The organism is Bacillota bacterium (assembly GCA_013178045.1).
Lineage (GTDB): Bacteria > Bacillota > Ch66 > Ch66 > Ch66 > Ch66.
In genome coordinates this window covers 34,896-49,228 of the sequence record JABLXP010000003.1, presented here as the reverse complement: position 1 = coordinate 49,228, position 14,333 = coordinate 34,896, and the positions used below count along the sequence as shown (strand labels likewise).

The 14,333-nt window shown below is 50.8% G+C and carries 13 protein-coding genes; 11 read left to right on the top strand and 2 right to left on the bottom strand.

The window, feature by feature from the left end:
* The first annotated feature begins 72 nt into the window (after window positions 1-72).
* The 11 genes from HPY81_03110 to HPY81_03060 all read left to right on the top strand — a co-directional run bounded on the left by HPY81_03110 (window position 73) and on the right by HPY81_03060 (window position 12,119).
* Entirely contained in the window at window positions 73-1,326 is a 1,254-nt protein-coding gene (locus HPY81_03110) for a tetratricopeptide repeat protein (protein NPV26447.1), read from the top strand.
* A gap of 218 nt (window positions 1,327-1,544) precedes the next feature.
* Window positions 1,545-2,612 (top strand): glutamine-hydrolyzing carbamoyl-phosphate synthase small subunit, encoded by a 1,068-nt coding sequence (gene carA / locus HPY81_03105; GenBank protein ID NPV26446.1) that lies wholly within the window; start codon window positions 1,545-1,547, stop codon window positions 2,610-2,612.
* A gap of 113 nt (window positions 2,613-2,725) precedes the next feature.
* Window positions 2,726-3,736, top strand: a complete 1,011-nt coding sequence (locus HPY81_03100) for a hypothetical protein (GenBank protein NPV26445.1) — start codon at window positions 2,726-2,728, stop codon at window positions 3,734-3,736.
* A 259-nt stretch (window positions 3,737-3,995) separates the two neighbouring features.
* Complete coding sequence (locus tag HPY81_03095; protein ID NPV26444.1) at window positions 3,996-5,087, top strand: glutamine amidotransferase family protein; 1,092 nt, start codon at window positions 3,996-3,998, stop codon at window positions 5,085-5,087.
* On the top strand, window positions 5,084-6,589 hold the full coding sequence (locus HPY81_03090; GenBank protein ID NPV26443.1) for an FMN-binding glutamate synthase family protein: 1,506 nt from the start codon (window positions 5,084-5,086) through the stop codon (window positions 6,587-6,589). Before HPY81_03095 ends, HPY81_03090 begins: the two co-directional genes overlap by 4 nt.
* A 71-nt stretch (window positions 6,590-6,660) precedes the next feature.
* Window positions 6,661-7,461, top strand: coding sequence for a hypothetical protein (locus HPY81_03085; protein NPV26442.1), 801 nt, complete (start codon window positions 6,661-6,663; stop codon window positions 7,459-7,461).
* 62 nt (window positions 7,462-7,523) lie between these two features.
* On the top strand, window positions 7,524-8,903 hold the full coding sequence (lpdA, locus tag HPY81_03080; protein NPV26441.1) for a dihydrolipoyl dehydrogenase: 1,380 nt from the start codon (window positions 7,524-7,526) through the stop codon (window positions 8,901-8,903).
* Window positions 8,904-8,920: 17 nt separating this feature from the next.
* Window positions 8,921-9,682 (top strand): lipoyl(octanoyl) transferase LipB, encoded by a 762-nt coding sequence (gene lipB / locus HPY81_03075; protein ID NPV26440.1) that lies wholly within the window; start codon window positions 8,921-8,923, stop codon window positions 9,680-9,682.
* On the top strand, window positions 9,658-10,509 hold the full coding sequence (gene lipA / locus HPY81_03070) for a lipoyl synthase (protein ID NPV26439.1): 852 nt from the start codon (window positions 9,658-9,660) through the stop codon (window positions 10,507-10,509). Before lipB ends, lipA begins: the two co-directional genes overlap by 25 nt.
* A gap of 33 nt (window positions 10,510-10,542) precedes the next feature.
* Window positions 10,543-10,776, top strand: a complete 234-nt coding sequence (locus HPY81_03065; protein ID NPV26438.1) for a biotin/lipoyl-binding protein — start codon at window positions 10,543-10,545, stop codon at window positions 10,774-10,776.
* Window positions 10,777-10,793: 17 nt separating this feature from the next.
* Window positions 10,794-12,119, top strand: a complete 1,326-nt coding sequence (locus HPY81_03060) for a hypothetical protein (protein NPV26437.1) — start codon at window positions 10,794-10,796, stop codon at window positions 12,117-12,119.
* Window positions 12,120-12,706: 587 nt separating this feature from the next.
* Here HPY81_03060 and HPY81_03055 read toward each other — a convergent pair.
* Entirely contained in the window at window positions 12,707-13,756 is a 1,050-nt protein-coding gene (locus HPY81_03055) for a glycosyltransferase family 4 protein (GenBank protein ID NPV26436.1), read from the bottom strand.
* A gap of 115 nt (window positions 13,757-13,871) precedes the next feature.
* The gene (locus HPY81_03050) at window positions 13,872-14,333 is read right to left on the bottom strand and encodes a hypothetical protein (GenBank protein NPV26435.1); all 462 of its coding nucleotides are present in this window, start codon (window positions 14,331-14,333) and stop codon (window positions 13,872-13,874) included.

Genomic DNA, 14,333 nt, shown 5'->3' with positions numbered 1-14,333 from the left:
GTCAAAGACGAAAATTTCCGAACGGTAGTTTAAACGACACAATGTCCATTGTTTTGATTAATTTAGAAGAGGATGTCCTTTTCTGCAGGGATTTGTTGGACGATTCTTGGGTTTTTCGAGCAGGAGATGGGAGGGATTGGCAGAAATATAGAACCTGGTAACGGCATCGAAAGGGTAAGCCAATGGGAAAGGATGTGGTACCAGGTGTGGAATAAATTGTATGCATGGGTGCAGGAGATCTTCTGGTGGCGAATGACCCCGGCTGCCCAGATTGAGCGATTGGAACATGCCCTGAAGAGTGGCAAGGGAAATCCCCGACGCTATTTTCGGCTCGGCCAGCTGTATTTAGAACAGGGGCGGCCAAAGCTGGCTGCTGAATGTTTTGAATGGGCTATAGCCATGAGTGTACCGGAAGAGGATTACCTATATTGGCTGGCGACAGCTTATCAAGCAGCCGAGCATTTTGAAAAGGGACTGGAGGTTACCAAGGTAACGCTCGAATGTTACCCTAATTCGGTCAAAGGCTTCAATTTGCAAGGAGAATGTTTCTTAAAACTTGGACAGCCGGATAAAGCGGTGCAGTGTTGGCAGAGAGCTTTAGCTATTAATCCGCACGATGTCACTGTACTAAATAACCTTGGGCTGTATCGACAGGCAGAAGGGAATCTAGAAGAAGCACAGCGGCTGTTCGCCCTGGCGACGCAAATCGCTCCCCACGACGGCGTGCTCTGGAACAATCAAGGGTTAGTCCTGAGCAAACTAGGGAATGTGGAGGGAGCTTTGCAGAGTTTTCTAACCGCCTATCGGTGTGGCCTGAAGGAACCGCAGTTGTTAAATAATATCGGGGTTTGTTTGACCCACCTGAAACGCTTTGACGAAGCGGCTGAATACTACCGGCTGGCGGTTGAACAGGGTGGGTGCGATGAAGAAATTATTGAAAACCTGGCAGGTGTTCTGGTGAAGATGGGCGATTACCCGGCTGCTTTAAAGTATTATGAGCAACTGTTCGAACAGCATGAACCGGATGCTACTCTCCTGAACAACTATGCACTTTGTCTGGAAGAAGCCGGACGGCTTGAAGAAGCGTTGGCTAACTATGACCGAGCCCTGGAACTGGATCCTGGTAATGAGGCCCTCCTACAAAATAAAGGGGTTTGTCTGGCTAAACTTGAAAAATACAGCGAGGCCCTCGAATATTTTGACCGGGTGATCCGCAAAAATCCACAAAACCGTTCAGTCTGGAGTCACAAGGGGAATATCTACGCCGTCCAGGGGGAGCACCAATTGGCCGTTGAGTGTTATAACCGGGCCTGGGGTCTCCAGTAGGGCGCGGAAATAAAAGGGTGTTTACACACTGCCGGTCATGGTGTATGATAATAACATAACAATGGGTAACTGAATATTTGCTTGCGATGCATTGGGGTATCGTCTAAAGGGCAAAGGTGCTCTTGAGCTGGCGGGTAAAACCGCCTAGTTTGGGAGCACTTTGTTTTTTCGAGACTATTTGTGTCAGCGAAATAAACCGGGTTGGGAGGGGATGACGTATTCTCGGATATTTAGTTTTAGCCGATGGAACCGTTTTTCAGGGCAAGGCGTGTGGAGCTGTGGCAACCCGTGGGGGTGAAGTTGTATTTAATACCGGTATGGTCGGCTACGAGGAACTGCTCAGTGACCCTTCGTATTGTGGGCAGATCGTGGTGATGACCTACCCGAATATCGGCAACTATGGAATTAATCCCCAGGTCTTCGAATCGAACGGTATTCAGGTTACCGGTTTCGTGGTGCGGGAGCTGTGCCAGCGGCCCAATCACTGGCAGAGCCAGGCGCGACTTGAGGCTTTCCTGCGGCAGGCCGGCATTCCAGTGCTCGCTGAGGTAGATACCCGGGCCTTAACCAGAAAACTACGCCAGCAGGGGACGATGCGGGGTTGGATCACCACGCAACCCGAGCAGATTGATCGGCTTTTAGCTACGGTAGAGCAAATTCCTGACATCTCCGAGCAAGATCTGGTCTCCCGGGTGACCACGGCGGCGTCGTATACTTTTTCCACCGGTCTAAAGCGGGTGGTAGTGATGGACTTTGGGGTGAAGACCAGTATCCTGCGTTTTCTGGCCAGGGAAGGCTGCGAGGTGGTGGTTGTGCCGGCCGGCACCGGCGCGCCAGCGATCCGATCGTACCGGCCCGCCGGGCTGGTCCTGTCTAACGGCCCCGGCAATCCCAAAATGGTTTCATACGCAATTACCACAGTTCAAGAACTGCTGGGTGAAATGCCAATTTTGGGAATTTGCCTCGGGCACCAGATTGTCGCGCTGGCCTGCGGCGCAGACACGTATAAACTTAAATTTGGACACCGGGGAATGAACCACCCGGTCAAAGACAGAGACTCCGGTCAGGTCTATATTACTTCCCAGAATCACGGGTTCGCGGTTGATGAGGCTTCGTTGGGCGGGACTGACCTCGAGGTCACTTTTCGCAACTTGAATGATGGAACGGTGGAAGGACTGCGCCATAAACGCTGGCCAATTTTCACTGCTCAGTTTCATCCCGAAGGTGCGCCAGGGCACCTGGACACCTGTCATTTGTTTAATGAATTTGTAAGCTTGCTGGCGTAAAAAATTTAAGATTCATGCAAAGCACGATATGGTGCTTTGCACTAGAGCAAAGACGTTCTTCCGGTGATGATCAATCACTGGTTGAACTTTTTATAGAGAATGGAGGGATAGTGATGAAACACGGGATTGCAGTTGTGGTTACCGACGGCATCGGTCGAGAGATCCTGGAAACGACCCAGAAGATGTTCGAAATAGCCGGGGTCAGATGTGAGTGGGAAATAGTCCGTGCGGGGCGTGGGGTGATGGCGGAAAGCGGTACCCCGCTGCCTGATTATGTGTTAAAGTGTATCAAACGAAACGGGATTGGGTTAAAGTTATCGTTCCTTGGATTAAACGAAACTGGTGGAGGAATGGATTTGAACATTACCTTACGGCGGAGGTTAAAGCTGTACTCCAATATTTGTCAGATTGTCAATCTTAATTCCTACCGTCACAACCTGAACGTCCTGGTGATTCGGGAAAACCAGGAGGGAAGTCTGGGGGTATCCGAACGTAAATTGGGCAAAGATGTCGTCCAGTGTACCTCGGTGGTAACGCGCAGAGGAGCAGAACGAATCAGCCGGCTGGCATTTAACCTGGCCAGGAAATACCAACGACGAAAGGTCACTCTGGTGCACCAGATGAACCAGATGAACCAGATGAACCAGATGAAGATAAGCGATGGGTTGTATCTGGAGTGCTCACGTAGTGTTGCTCAGGAATACTCGGACATTGTTTTTGAAGACATTCAACTGGACCAACTCGTAGTTCGACTGGTTGAACAACCGAGTGAATGCGACCTTTTGCTCGTACCACCGAACTATGCCCTGGTGGTGACCAGTTTGTGCCGGGTGCTGGCTGGACAGTCTATGCTGGCCTACGAAGGTAATCTAGGGGACGAAGTTGGCGTGTTTGAATGCACCTGCAACTTGCAGCAGGCTGAACCACTGGATGTAGTCAAATCAGTTTTTTTGGCCGGTGGGATGCTGCTCCAACACCTTGGTGAGAGAGAAGCGGCTGAACGCGTAATCCAGTCGGTAGTGGACCTCTCTCAGCATGAACGGGCCCGACTCAGGGGAGGTTTGAACTGGCAGACAACCAGACTATTATTGGCTGAACGCTTTGGATTAAAATTTGGGAATTAGCTGGAAATACAATAGCCAGGACGGCCAAATTGAAGAAATAAGCAAGTATACAGCATTCTTTTAGAAAATCCCTTGTTCAAGCGATACAATTTGCTATAATTAGCTTAGCGTAAACAAGAGATGGCAGATGCAAGGTTGTGTCTGTCAGTCGCGTGGGCAATGGCGTCCTCGTGCACACAACGGTTTCGTTTGTGCGGGGGACGTTTTGTTTTTCCGCCCTAATATTGAAATTATATTATTTGTTTCTGGAGGTGAGGTTATGCAGGGAGAAATCCCGCGCATCCCGTCCGGGTGTTCGATTGTCGGCATTATGGATACAAAAGGACGGCGATTTAACGGTGAAGAGATAATTCAAGCAATTTCTGTCATGCACGACCGCTCGAATGGGCTAGGAGGGGGATTCGCCGCTTATGGAATCTACCCTGAGTTTAAAGAGCATTATGCCTTCCACATTATGTACGAACAAGAGGCGAACCGCCATCAGACGGAGGAGTACCTGAAGAGTAAATTCATGGTTGACCACGCGGAAATGATTCCTGTCGACCCGCAGCCTGACATAACCGATCATCCTTTGCTCTGGCGGTATTTTATCCGGCTCAAAGATGAAGTACAGCGCGACTGTAAGGTGGATGTAGCTGATTTGGTGGTGGAAGCGGTAATGCACGTCAACCACCGTATTCCCGGCGCCTTCATCTTCTCCAGCGGGAAGAATATGGGGGCGTTCAAGGGAGTCGGTTTCCCAGAAGACATCGGACGGTTCTTTCGGTTAGAGGAATACGAAGGCTACCTCTGGACAGCGCATGGTCGTTTCCCGACAAACACACCTGGTTGGTGGGCCGGAGCGCACCCCTTCGTCCTGTTAGACTGGTCAGTTGTCCACAATGGGGAAATCTCCTCTTACGGGATTAATAAGCGCTATCTGGAGACTTTTGGTTATTACTGCACCTTGCAGACCGACACCGAGGTTGTGACTTATACATTTGACCTGCTCCACCGGCGGCATGGTTTGTCACTGGCCGAAGCCTGTCAGGTTATGGCGCCTCCTTTCTGGAAGCGCATTGATCGGTTAAACCCGGTCGAATCCCGGCGTCAGGAAGAACTGCGGATGGTCTACGGATCGGCGATGTTAAATGGCCCCTTTAGTGTCATCGTTGGGTACAGCCGTGGTATGCTTGCTTTGAATGATCGGATTAAGCTGCGACCGATGGTTTGCGCTCGGGATGGCCATCGGGTGTACATGGCCAGCGAAGAGGCTGCGATCCGAGAAGTGTGTCCGAATCCGGCGCAAGTCTGGGCGGCCCGCGCTGGGGAACCCGTAATCGCCGAATTAGACGAGGGGGTTATTTTATGAACAGCCATCTACCAGCAGAATTTATCGTCAAAGTTGACCACTACCGGTGCCGGCGGTGTAAACGGTGTATCCTCAACTGTGGGTTCAGCGCCTTAAAATTTGAAAATGGTGTGGTGGCCGAACATCACAAGTGCGTGGCTTGCCACCGGTGTGTCACGTTTTGCCCTGAACAGGCGATTACCGTGGAAGAAAATCGTCTGGCGTACAAAGCCAACGCTCACTGGTCGGTGGAAGTACGAAAAAACATCCTTAAACAGGCCGAGCAAGGCGGAATGTTGCTCACCGGTTCAGGTAATGACAAACCGTATCTCAGTTATTTTGACCGGCTGGTGATTGATGCCTGTCAGGTCACTAACCCCCCGATCGATCCGATTCGCGAACCGATGGAACTAAGAACGTACCTTGGTCGAAAACCGGATAGTTTGGGTAATAACACTGCCTGGAACAAAAAGATTGGGCTTGATACCCAATTGGGGCCGCAACTGAAATTGGAGACACCGATTATTTTTGGCGGTATGTCGTTTGGCGCGATCAGTCTCAATGCCCAAAAAGCGCTGGCGCGGGCAGCTCAAGCCTGCGGAACGTTTATGAATACCGGCGAAGGTGGGTTACACAAGGACTTATATCCGTACAAAAACAATGTCATCGTTCAGGTGGCTTCGGGAAGATTCGGTGTAAATCAGGAGTATTTGGACCAGGCGGCGGCTATTGAAATCAAAATTGGTCAAGGCGCAAAACCGGGTATCGGTGGTCACCTGCCGGGTGAGAAGGTCAACCAGGAAGTTTCTGAAACCAGGATGATTCCGATCGGGACCGATGCCCTGTCGCCAGCTCCCCATCACGATATTTATTCTATTGAAGATTTAGCTCAACTGATCTATGCCCTTAAGGAGACGGTCAATTACAGCAAACCAGTTGGAGTAAAAATCAGTGCAGTCCACAACGTCGCGGCGATTGCCAGCGGAATCACCCGGGCGGGGGCTGACTTCATCTATATCGATGGGTTCCGGGGTGGCACCGGCGCAGCCCCTAATGTCATTCGGGACCATGTAGGCATCCCGATTGAGGTCGCCATCGCAGCAGTTGATGATCGCCTGCGGCAAGAAGGGATACGCAATCAGGTCTCGGTTATCGCCGCCGGGGGAATCCGGCACAGTGGCGATATCGCCAAAGCGATTGCCTTGGGAGCCGATGCGGTCGCTATCGGTACCGCTGCCCTGATCGCTATGGGCTGTCGGGTCTGTCAAAAATGCTACACCGGCAACTGTTCGTGGGGGATTGCCACCCAGCGCGCGGAGTTGGTGAAACGCCTGGACCCCGATCAGGCCGCCGAACGTCTCATCAATTTGTTGCAAGCCTGGTCGTTGGAACTTAAAGAAGTACTGGGGGCCCTGGGAATCAATGCTATCGAAAGTCTGCGGGGAAATCGCGAACGTTTGCGCGGGGTAGGACTGGATGACACCAGTCTGACTATATTGGGGGTTAAGCCAGCGGGGCAGTAAAGATTACCTTCATAATTTGTATATGAGGATTAAAAATATTTTAATTAATTAAGTGGAGGGAGTGAAAAGTGATGCAGAACTGTACCTTAGCCCAAAATAATCTTGCTTGTGCGGAGGTATCTCCCCAGGCAAGGGCAACTGTTTGGATTAACGCAAAGAGACTGTCTTACCAGGAGTTAAACGCGACGATCCATGAGGCGGTATTCGGCGGGGCCAAGGTGGTTGAGGTAGAGAATGTCAACGGTCAACGCTACATCGGGCGAGGGCTCAACCAACCGGTGGAAATAATCTTACACGGTACACCTGGCAATGACCTGGGGTGTTTCTTAAACGGACCGCAGATTATAGTCCGGGGTAATGGACAGGATTGTATCGGGAACACCATGAACGATGGCAAGATCGTTGTCCATGGCGACGCGGGTGATGTCTTGGGTTACGGCATGCGCGGTGGCAAGCTCTTCATCAGAGGCAACGTTGGTTACCGAGTCGGCATTCACATGAAGGAATACCGGCGTCAGGTGCCAGTGATGGTGATTGGCGGCACCGCCGGGGATTTTTTCGGTGAGTATATGGCCGGTGGGATCATTATTTTGCTTGGCCTGGAGCAGACGGACAGACCAATCGCTGGCGACTACCTGGGTACTGGAATGCACGGTGGTGTAATCTACGTCCGCGGCGAAGTTGATCCGGCGCAACTGGGTAAGGAAGTGGTAGTAATGTCAATTACGCCGGCAGATGAGGTGGTATTAGATCAACACCTGAGCGAATTCTGCCGGGACTTCAATCTAGACTATGCTGCGATTCGGAATAAACCCTTTATCAAACTGGTACCAACGTCGCACCGACCGTACGGCCGTCTCTACGCTTACTAAGGAAAAAGGTAGGCTCCATGACGCTAACGTGATAAAGTATTATTTAGTTTGGGGGTAATGTCATGGAATATGACCTGACGGTAATTGGGGCAGGTCCAGGTGGCTATGTGGCTGCCATCCGGGCCAGCCAACTCGGGGCCCGGGTCTGTGTGGTAGAAGCCAGAGAGCTGGGTGGAACTTGTCTGAACCGGGGCTGTATCCCCACCAAGGCTTTGGTAGCCAGCGCTAATCTGGCGACCAGGATTACGGAGAGCGAAGAACTGGGGATCACAGTCAGTGGCCTAACTGTGCACTGGCCGCGAGTGATGGATAGGCAACAGCGAGTGGTAAACCAGTTGCGTAACGGAATCGCCAGGCTGTTTGAAAAAAACAGGATCACCCTGTTACAAGGCTGGGGTCGGTTGGTTACCCCGAATACAGTCCAGATTCAGTTGGCGTCCGGTGATGAAATGAGCGTTCAATCCCAGCATATCTTGCTCGCAACTGGCAGCGAGCCAGCAATTTTCCCCGGCTGGGAATATGATGGACGGACAGTCGTGAGCAGCGATGATCTACTAGGGATAGAAAAGATTCCAACCAGTCTGATCATCATCGGTGGCGGCGTGGTTGGGTGCGAATTCGCTTCCATCTTCAGGGCGTTTGGCACGCGAGTGACCGTGATCGAACAACTGTCAAACCTGCTGCCCATGGCCGAACGCGAGGTTTCCCGGCAGTTGATGAGCATTTTCCGGGGACAGGGCATCCAGGTCAAAACTAAAACTTCCGTCCAGGCCATTCATTTGGCTGATGGATTGGCCGAGGTGTCACTTGCTTCAGGCGAGTCCCTGACTGCCGAAAAAGTGTTGCTCGCGGTCGGCCGGCGGTTGAACACGAAGAATCTTGGCCTGGAAGAGATTGGCGTCAATGTTGGTGAGCGGGGTGAGGTCATCGTCAATGAGTGGATGGAAACAAATATCCCCGGTGTTTATGCGGTCGGCGACATTACTAATAAACTGCAGTTAGCTCACGTGGCTTCGGCGCAAGGAGTTGTTGCGGTGGAGCGAATGTTTGGGCACGGTCGGTTACTAAACTATAACGCTATTCCGTGGTGTGTGTTCACGCGACCGGAAGTTGCCGGGGTTGGGTTGACCAGTGAACAGGCCCGGGCACTGGATATTCCAGTGCGCGCCGGAAAATTCTTCTTTACAGGAAATGGTAAAGCCCTGGCCGCGGGGGAAACTGAAGGTTTTGTCAAGATAATCGCCCACCGGGACACGGACGTACTCCTGGGCGCCCACATAATTGGGAGTCATGCCAGCGAACTCATTGCTGAGGCTGGACTGGCGGTAACCCTGGGTTTAACGGGTGAGCAGTTTGCTCAGGCTGTTCACGCTCACCCCACAACGGCGGAAGCTGTTCTGGAAGCGGTTGAACTAACACGCGGATTGGCAATCCACGCTTGAAAGCAGGGGAATGAATAGTGAGCAGAAGAACGACTGACAAATCGCGCTGCGCGGTGATCAACTTGGGAATGATGGAGTATCAAACAGCCTACAGCTACCAGCAATTTCTGGTAGCTGCCCGGGCCCAGGACCGTATCCCCAACCTGCTGCTGTTGGTTGAACATCACCCGGTTTACACAATTGGTCGCAGTGGTAACCGGCGCAACATCCTGGTGAATGATGAGGATTTAGCGAATTTAGGCGTCCAAGTATACTGTATCGACCGGGGTGGGGATGTGACCTACCACGGTCCTGGCCAACTGGTTGGTTACCCAATCATCAAGCTGCAGGGGGAAACCAGGGATTTGCATCGCCTGATCTACCTGTATGAAGAAGTAATGATCCGTCTTGTCGCAACATACGGCCTTAAGGCTGGCCGATTGTCAGGTTTTCCCGGGGCCTGGGTCGGGCAGAAGAAGATTGGCGCCATTGGGATTGGCGTCAGCCACTGGGTGAGCTTTCACGGGTTTGCGCTGAACATTGCCCCTCAGATGGAATATTTTCGGTATATTATTCCCTGTGGGATCAGAGGCCGCGGTGTAACGTGCCTGGCCGATGAGTTGGGCTGTCTGGTTGATTATGCCGACCTAGTAGATCGTTTGATCAGTTCATTTAGCGTGGTTATGGCGGCCGATTGTTATCAGACCAGGATCGCTGACTTGGGGCTTGACGATTTTTCCTGGGAAGAGAGAGGGGATGGCAGGCAGTGGAAGAGATCAAGAGGTTGCCGTCCTGGCTGAGTAAGAAGTTACCGCCAGAATCGGCAACCCACACAACACATGAAATAGTCGAACGGTATGGGCTGCACACGGTTTGTGCTGCCGCCCAATGTCCAAACCTGGGGGAGTGTTTTTCTGCCCGGGTGGCAACCTTCCTTATTCTGGGAGAGATCTGTACACGTGGCTGCCGGTTTTGTGCCGTAGAAAAAGGCAAACCTTATCCCCCCGATTCTGACGAACCGGCCCGGGTGGTGGCAGCTGCTCGAGAACTTGGTTTGAGGCATGTGGTGATCACTTCGGTTACCAGGGATGACTTGCCTGATGGTGGGGCCGAACAGTTTGTCAAAGTTATCAATCGATTTCAGCAGGAGAATCCATTGACCACGGTAGAGGTTTTAACCCCTGATTTTAACGGCAAACGGGCAGCGGTTGAATGCGTAACTCGAGCACGACCGCAGGTTTTTGCTCACAACCTGGAGACAATCCCCCGGTTGTACAGCTGGGTTCGTCCCCAGGCTGATTACAACCGCAGCCTAAAAGTATTGGCATGGGCCAAGCAGGGGGATAACTCCCTCATTACCAAGTCTGGTTTGATGGTTGGCCTGGGGGAAACACCAGCTGAGGTTAAGAATGTCTTGCGGGATTTGCGAGCAGTGGGATGTGACGTGGTGACTATCGGTCAGTATCTCCGTCCTTCACCCCATCAAATCCCAGTAGTGGAATATGTTAACCCGGCTCGATTCATGGAATACGAGGCCCTGGGGTATGAGCTGGGATTTAAAAAGGTAATGACCGGGCCCTTTGTCCGGAGTTCATATCAGGCTGATGCTTGTTTAGTATCAGTGTAAAAATTTTTTAAAAGAGAAAGGAAGGGTTTTGCCATGGAAGTTAAGTTACCATTCATTGCGAAAGATGTTTACGAGGGCACGATTTCTTTATGGTTAGTTGATGAAGGAGACGAGGTCGCGGAAGGGGACGAACTGGTAGAGATTACTACCAGCAAAGCTGCTTTTAAATTACCGGCGCCAGTGAGCGGCCGGCTTGTGGAAATTGTGGCTCAGGAGGGGCAAATCGTCAAGGTTGGTGAAACCCTGGCCATAATTGAGGAAGAATAACGAGGAGGGTTTGCTGCATGGCCACGAGTCGCTACGCATTCTTCTGGGGTTGTCAGATCCCCGGGCGCCTACCCTTTATGGAAAAAGCCACACGGTTAGTTATGGCCAGTATGGAAATTAATGCCGAAGATCTGGCTGGCTTGAGCTGCTGCCCAGAGCGCTCTCTGGTGAGTACGCTCGGCGATGAGGTGTGGCTGTTGGCCGCTGCCCGCAATCTCGCGGTGGCGGAGGAGGCCGGGTATGATCTGGTCACGCCGTGCAATGGGTGTTACTCATCGCTGCGAACGGCCCAGTATTTTTTGCGCACAGAACCGGCACGAAGACAAAGGATAAATGAAGAATTACATAAAATTGGTCTGAATTACCGGGGAACGGTTAAAATTAAGCATATCCTCGACGTTTTTCACGATGATATTGGACCAACTAAGTTGAAGAATCGGGTATCCCATCCCCTGCAAGGCATGAAGGTGGCCGTGCACTACGGTTGTCACCTGGTTCGTCCCGCTCAGGCGGTTCACTTTGATGATCCTCTATCACCGCTCAAGTATGACACCCTGATTACTGCCCTGGGAGCAACCAGTGTCCAGTACCCCAGTAAAATGTTGTGCTGCGGGGCAAGTCTGGGTTACGTCGGTGAAGCCAACGAAGCTCTGGCCTTGACCAGGCGGAAAATTCAGGACGCCCAGCGGGCAGGAGCAGACGCAATTTCCCTGATTTGCCCGGCCTGTTTTCTACAGTTTGACCAGATACAGTACCTGGCGCAGAAGCGGGGAGAAGCTTTGAACCTACCAGTTTTGACCTTTACTGAATTGGTCGGCTTAAGCCTGGGGCTTTCACCAACAGAAATGGGACTTGATGGCCACCGGGTTAAACCCAATAAATTTCTGGGAAGCTGGCTGGAACGGGCTGTCCAAGGGGACAAGCTCAGCCGACAGCTTGACCATGCTGTCTTGCAGAAGTGCGCCAACTGCGGGGCCTGTGAGGATGACTGCCCGGTTGCCCAGAGTACGGAGTGTTTTCGACCAAATGCCCTGGTGAAGGCCGCGGCAAACGGACAGATTAAACAACTTCTGCGTGATGGCGAGTTCTGGAAATGTGTGGAGTGCCACACCTGTTCGGAACTATGCCCGAATGCGTTCGGGATGGAGAAGTTGTTTGCCGTGTTGAAACAATTGGCTGTGGCCGAGCAAGCTGCCCCCGTCTCTATTAAAGGTGGACTGGAGTTATTCCAGAAGAGCGGCCGGTTGGCTCAGCCGGATCAGAAAGCCCGGCGCAAACTGGGGCTGAATGAACTGCCGGCAGACGGCGGGACGCAGTTGGCCGAACTATTGGGTTGGAAATAAAAATGCGGGTTGGTTTATACCAAATAATTTGCTGTAAACTTTGTTGAATGATGTTACGAGAACCAATCTGTGCGCCTAAATAATTAATTTTAATATCTACTTCCATTCGGTAGACGTCATGGTTGACCACCACCTCTTGGCAGCGGCAACCTGACGTCAATTTAACCGTTGTTGTCCGGCCAAGCGGATCGACACACAATACCTGGAATTCGTAGAGGTATAAAATAAGGACTTTATTCATGTTGTTGGTGCGGATTGTGATAATTTTGTAGCGAGTGATGATATTTTTCAATGAACCTATTGGGGAAAAACCGACCGGTATATAAGTGACAAGAATGTTTTCCGTGCTCAAACAGTTTGTCTTTTGGACGCGAGGTGTCATAATTGCTTCAATTATTTTATGTTTAGGGTCGGGCCAGGTATCAAAAACTGGGATTAATAATATAGCATTTTCTAATATATGAAAAGTCACCAACTCTTGCACTTTAACAAAAATGAGGTTGCCTGGACTGATGTGAAACAGATTGCCTTTATTAGCCACACTGGGAGATGTGAAAGGCATATCTTTTCACCTGCAATTCATTTTGCTAACGAAAAATTTGTTCTAATAAACTGGTCCATCTTTCTGCCCACAATTTCTTGCTAAAGGCCATGGCTACTTCTCTGGCTCGTTGTCCCATCAGCCGTCTTTTGCTTCTGTTCAGCGCTAATTCTTCGATGGCTGATACGAGGTTTTCCACCGAAGGTTTTATTAAGTAGCCATTATAACCGTTAATGATGAGGTCACATAAACCGCCCGTTATGCCAGCAATTACTGGTCGACCGCAGGCCATAGCTTCTAGAGCAGCCAGACTGGTCCCTTCAGTAGAACGAGAAGGAATAAGCACAATATCTGATTGTCGGTATATCTCAGGCATCATTTCAAAGGGCTTCCAATAATAGTAACAACGTTCTTGGGTAGAAACCCATTGTGACATGAGTTGTTCGATATTGTCATCATGACCGCGCCCACAAAAGTGAAATTCAATCCAGGGATAGCGAGCAGACAATATTTCTGCCGCTCGCAAGGTTTCATTAATCCCACGGACGGGAACCAAACGGCGAGGGAAGAGGACACGGACACATTCGGTTCCGTTTTTTACTGAAGGTGGGTAAAAAAGGTCTAGATCTACATAATTGGGGATGTACTCCCACTTATGATAATAGCTGGGGAGAGTGGCATTGAAGAAATTTATGGTATTGGTATCTACCGATACCAATTTTTGTGGTCCTGCTAAAGCAATCTGCATGCGTCTCAACCATTCTCGACGGTCCTCCTGCCTCCCGGCGATAAGCTCAAACCCGGGCCAATCCCAAAAGACTCCGTGACTGATGGCAATACTGTTCTCCCGCGCGATTGGGTAGGCTAAAGGAAGGATAAAATAAATCGCGTAATCACAGGAAATAGAATTTTCGTAAAAGGAGATACTGAGCTCGGGAAAGGTATAGTATTCGTTTTTGTTCACGGGAATGCTGCGGATGACAATGCCGTCGAATTCCCGAACCCAACCGCTACCAATTTGCCATACCTCGACAGAGAAACCTTGTTCCCGGAGTAATCGACAAAGATCAACTTGATACCGCTCAGCACCACCCATAATAATTCTCTCACTGGTTGGGTGAAAAAAATTTGTTGTTAGTAAGGCAATTTTCTTAGCACTCACTTTCAACGCACCTCCTAAGTTAAGCCCTGCAGATAAGCAGGGCTTAGATTTAAGCGGCGGGAGATGATTGCGCTGTGAAGATCAGGTCAACGCTTATATCAAGGTTCTGATATATGGGACCGGTATCGCTTGGCAAGCTAACCACGAATGTTAAAAGGTCGGCTTCGGTTAAGGTTAATAATCGCCCGTCAGATGGCTGGTTGTTAAGACCAGAGATCGGTCCGTTATAGAGTTCAACGTTTGGACTTGCCTCGATGGCAATTTGTAAACGATCGGCAAGAATCTGAGCCTGAGACGCTGTAGTGGGGCTAACCCCTTGCCAATCGGCAAAAATGTAATAGAATGCGTCTACGTTACCCGTGTTTGCTACTTGCAGTTGAGGTGAGCCCACAGACTGACCTGGAACCAGGTTGGCTGGAGAAAAAAGGGCAGTTGAAGGGCTTAAATCAATCGCTACTTCTGCGGTTCCGGCTGTACTGCCGGCAACAGTTGAACTAATTGTAAACGGCAT

Coding starts and splice junctions, on each gene's coding strand:
- HPY81_03110 (NPV26447.1), top strand. CDS start 73: ATGTCCTTTTCTGCAGGGATTTGTTGGACGATTCTTGGGTTTTTCGAG.
- HPY81_03100 (NPV26445.1), top strand. CDS start 2,726: ATGAAACACGGGATTGCAGTTGTGGTTACCGACGGCATCGGTCGAGAG.
- HPY81_03095 (NPV26444.1), top strand. CDS start 3,996: ATGCAGGGAGAAATCCCGCGCATCCCGTCCGGGTGTTCGATTGTCGGC.
- HPY81_03090 (NPV26443.1), top strand. CDS start 5,084: ATGAACAGCCATCTACCAGCAGAATTTATCGTCAAAGTTGACCACTAC.
- HPY81_03085 (NPV26442.1), top strand. CDS start 6,661: ATGCAGAACTGTACCTTAGCCCAAAATAATCTTGCTTGTGCGGAGGTA.
- lpdA (NPV26441.1), top strand. CDS start 7,524: ATGGAATATGACCTGACGGTAATTGGGGCAGGTCCAGGTGGCTATGTG.
- HPY81_03065 (NPV26438.1), top strand. CDS start 10,543: ATGGAAGTTAAGTTACCATTCATTGCGAAAGATGTTTACGAGGGCACG.
- HPY81_03060 (NPV26437.1), top strand. CDS start 10,794: ATGGCCACGAGTCGCTACGCATTCTTCTGGGGTTGTCAGATCCCCGGG.
- HPY81_03055 (NPV26436.1), bottom strand. CDS start 13,756: ATGGGTGGTGCTGAGCGGTATCAAGTTGATCTTTGTCGATTACTCCGG.
- HPY81_03050 (NPV26435.1), bottom strand. CDS start 14,333: ATGCCGTTTACAATTAGTTCAACTGTTGCCGGCAGTACAGCCGGAACC.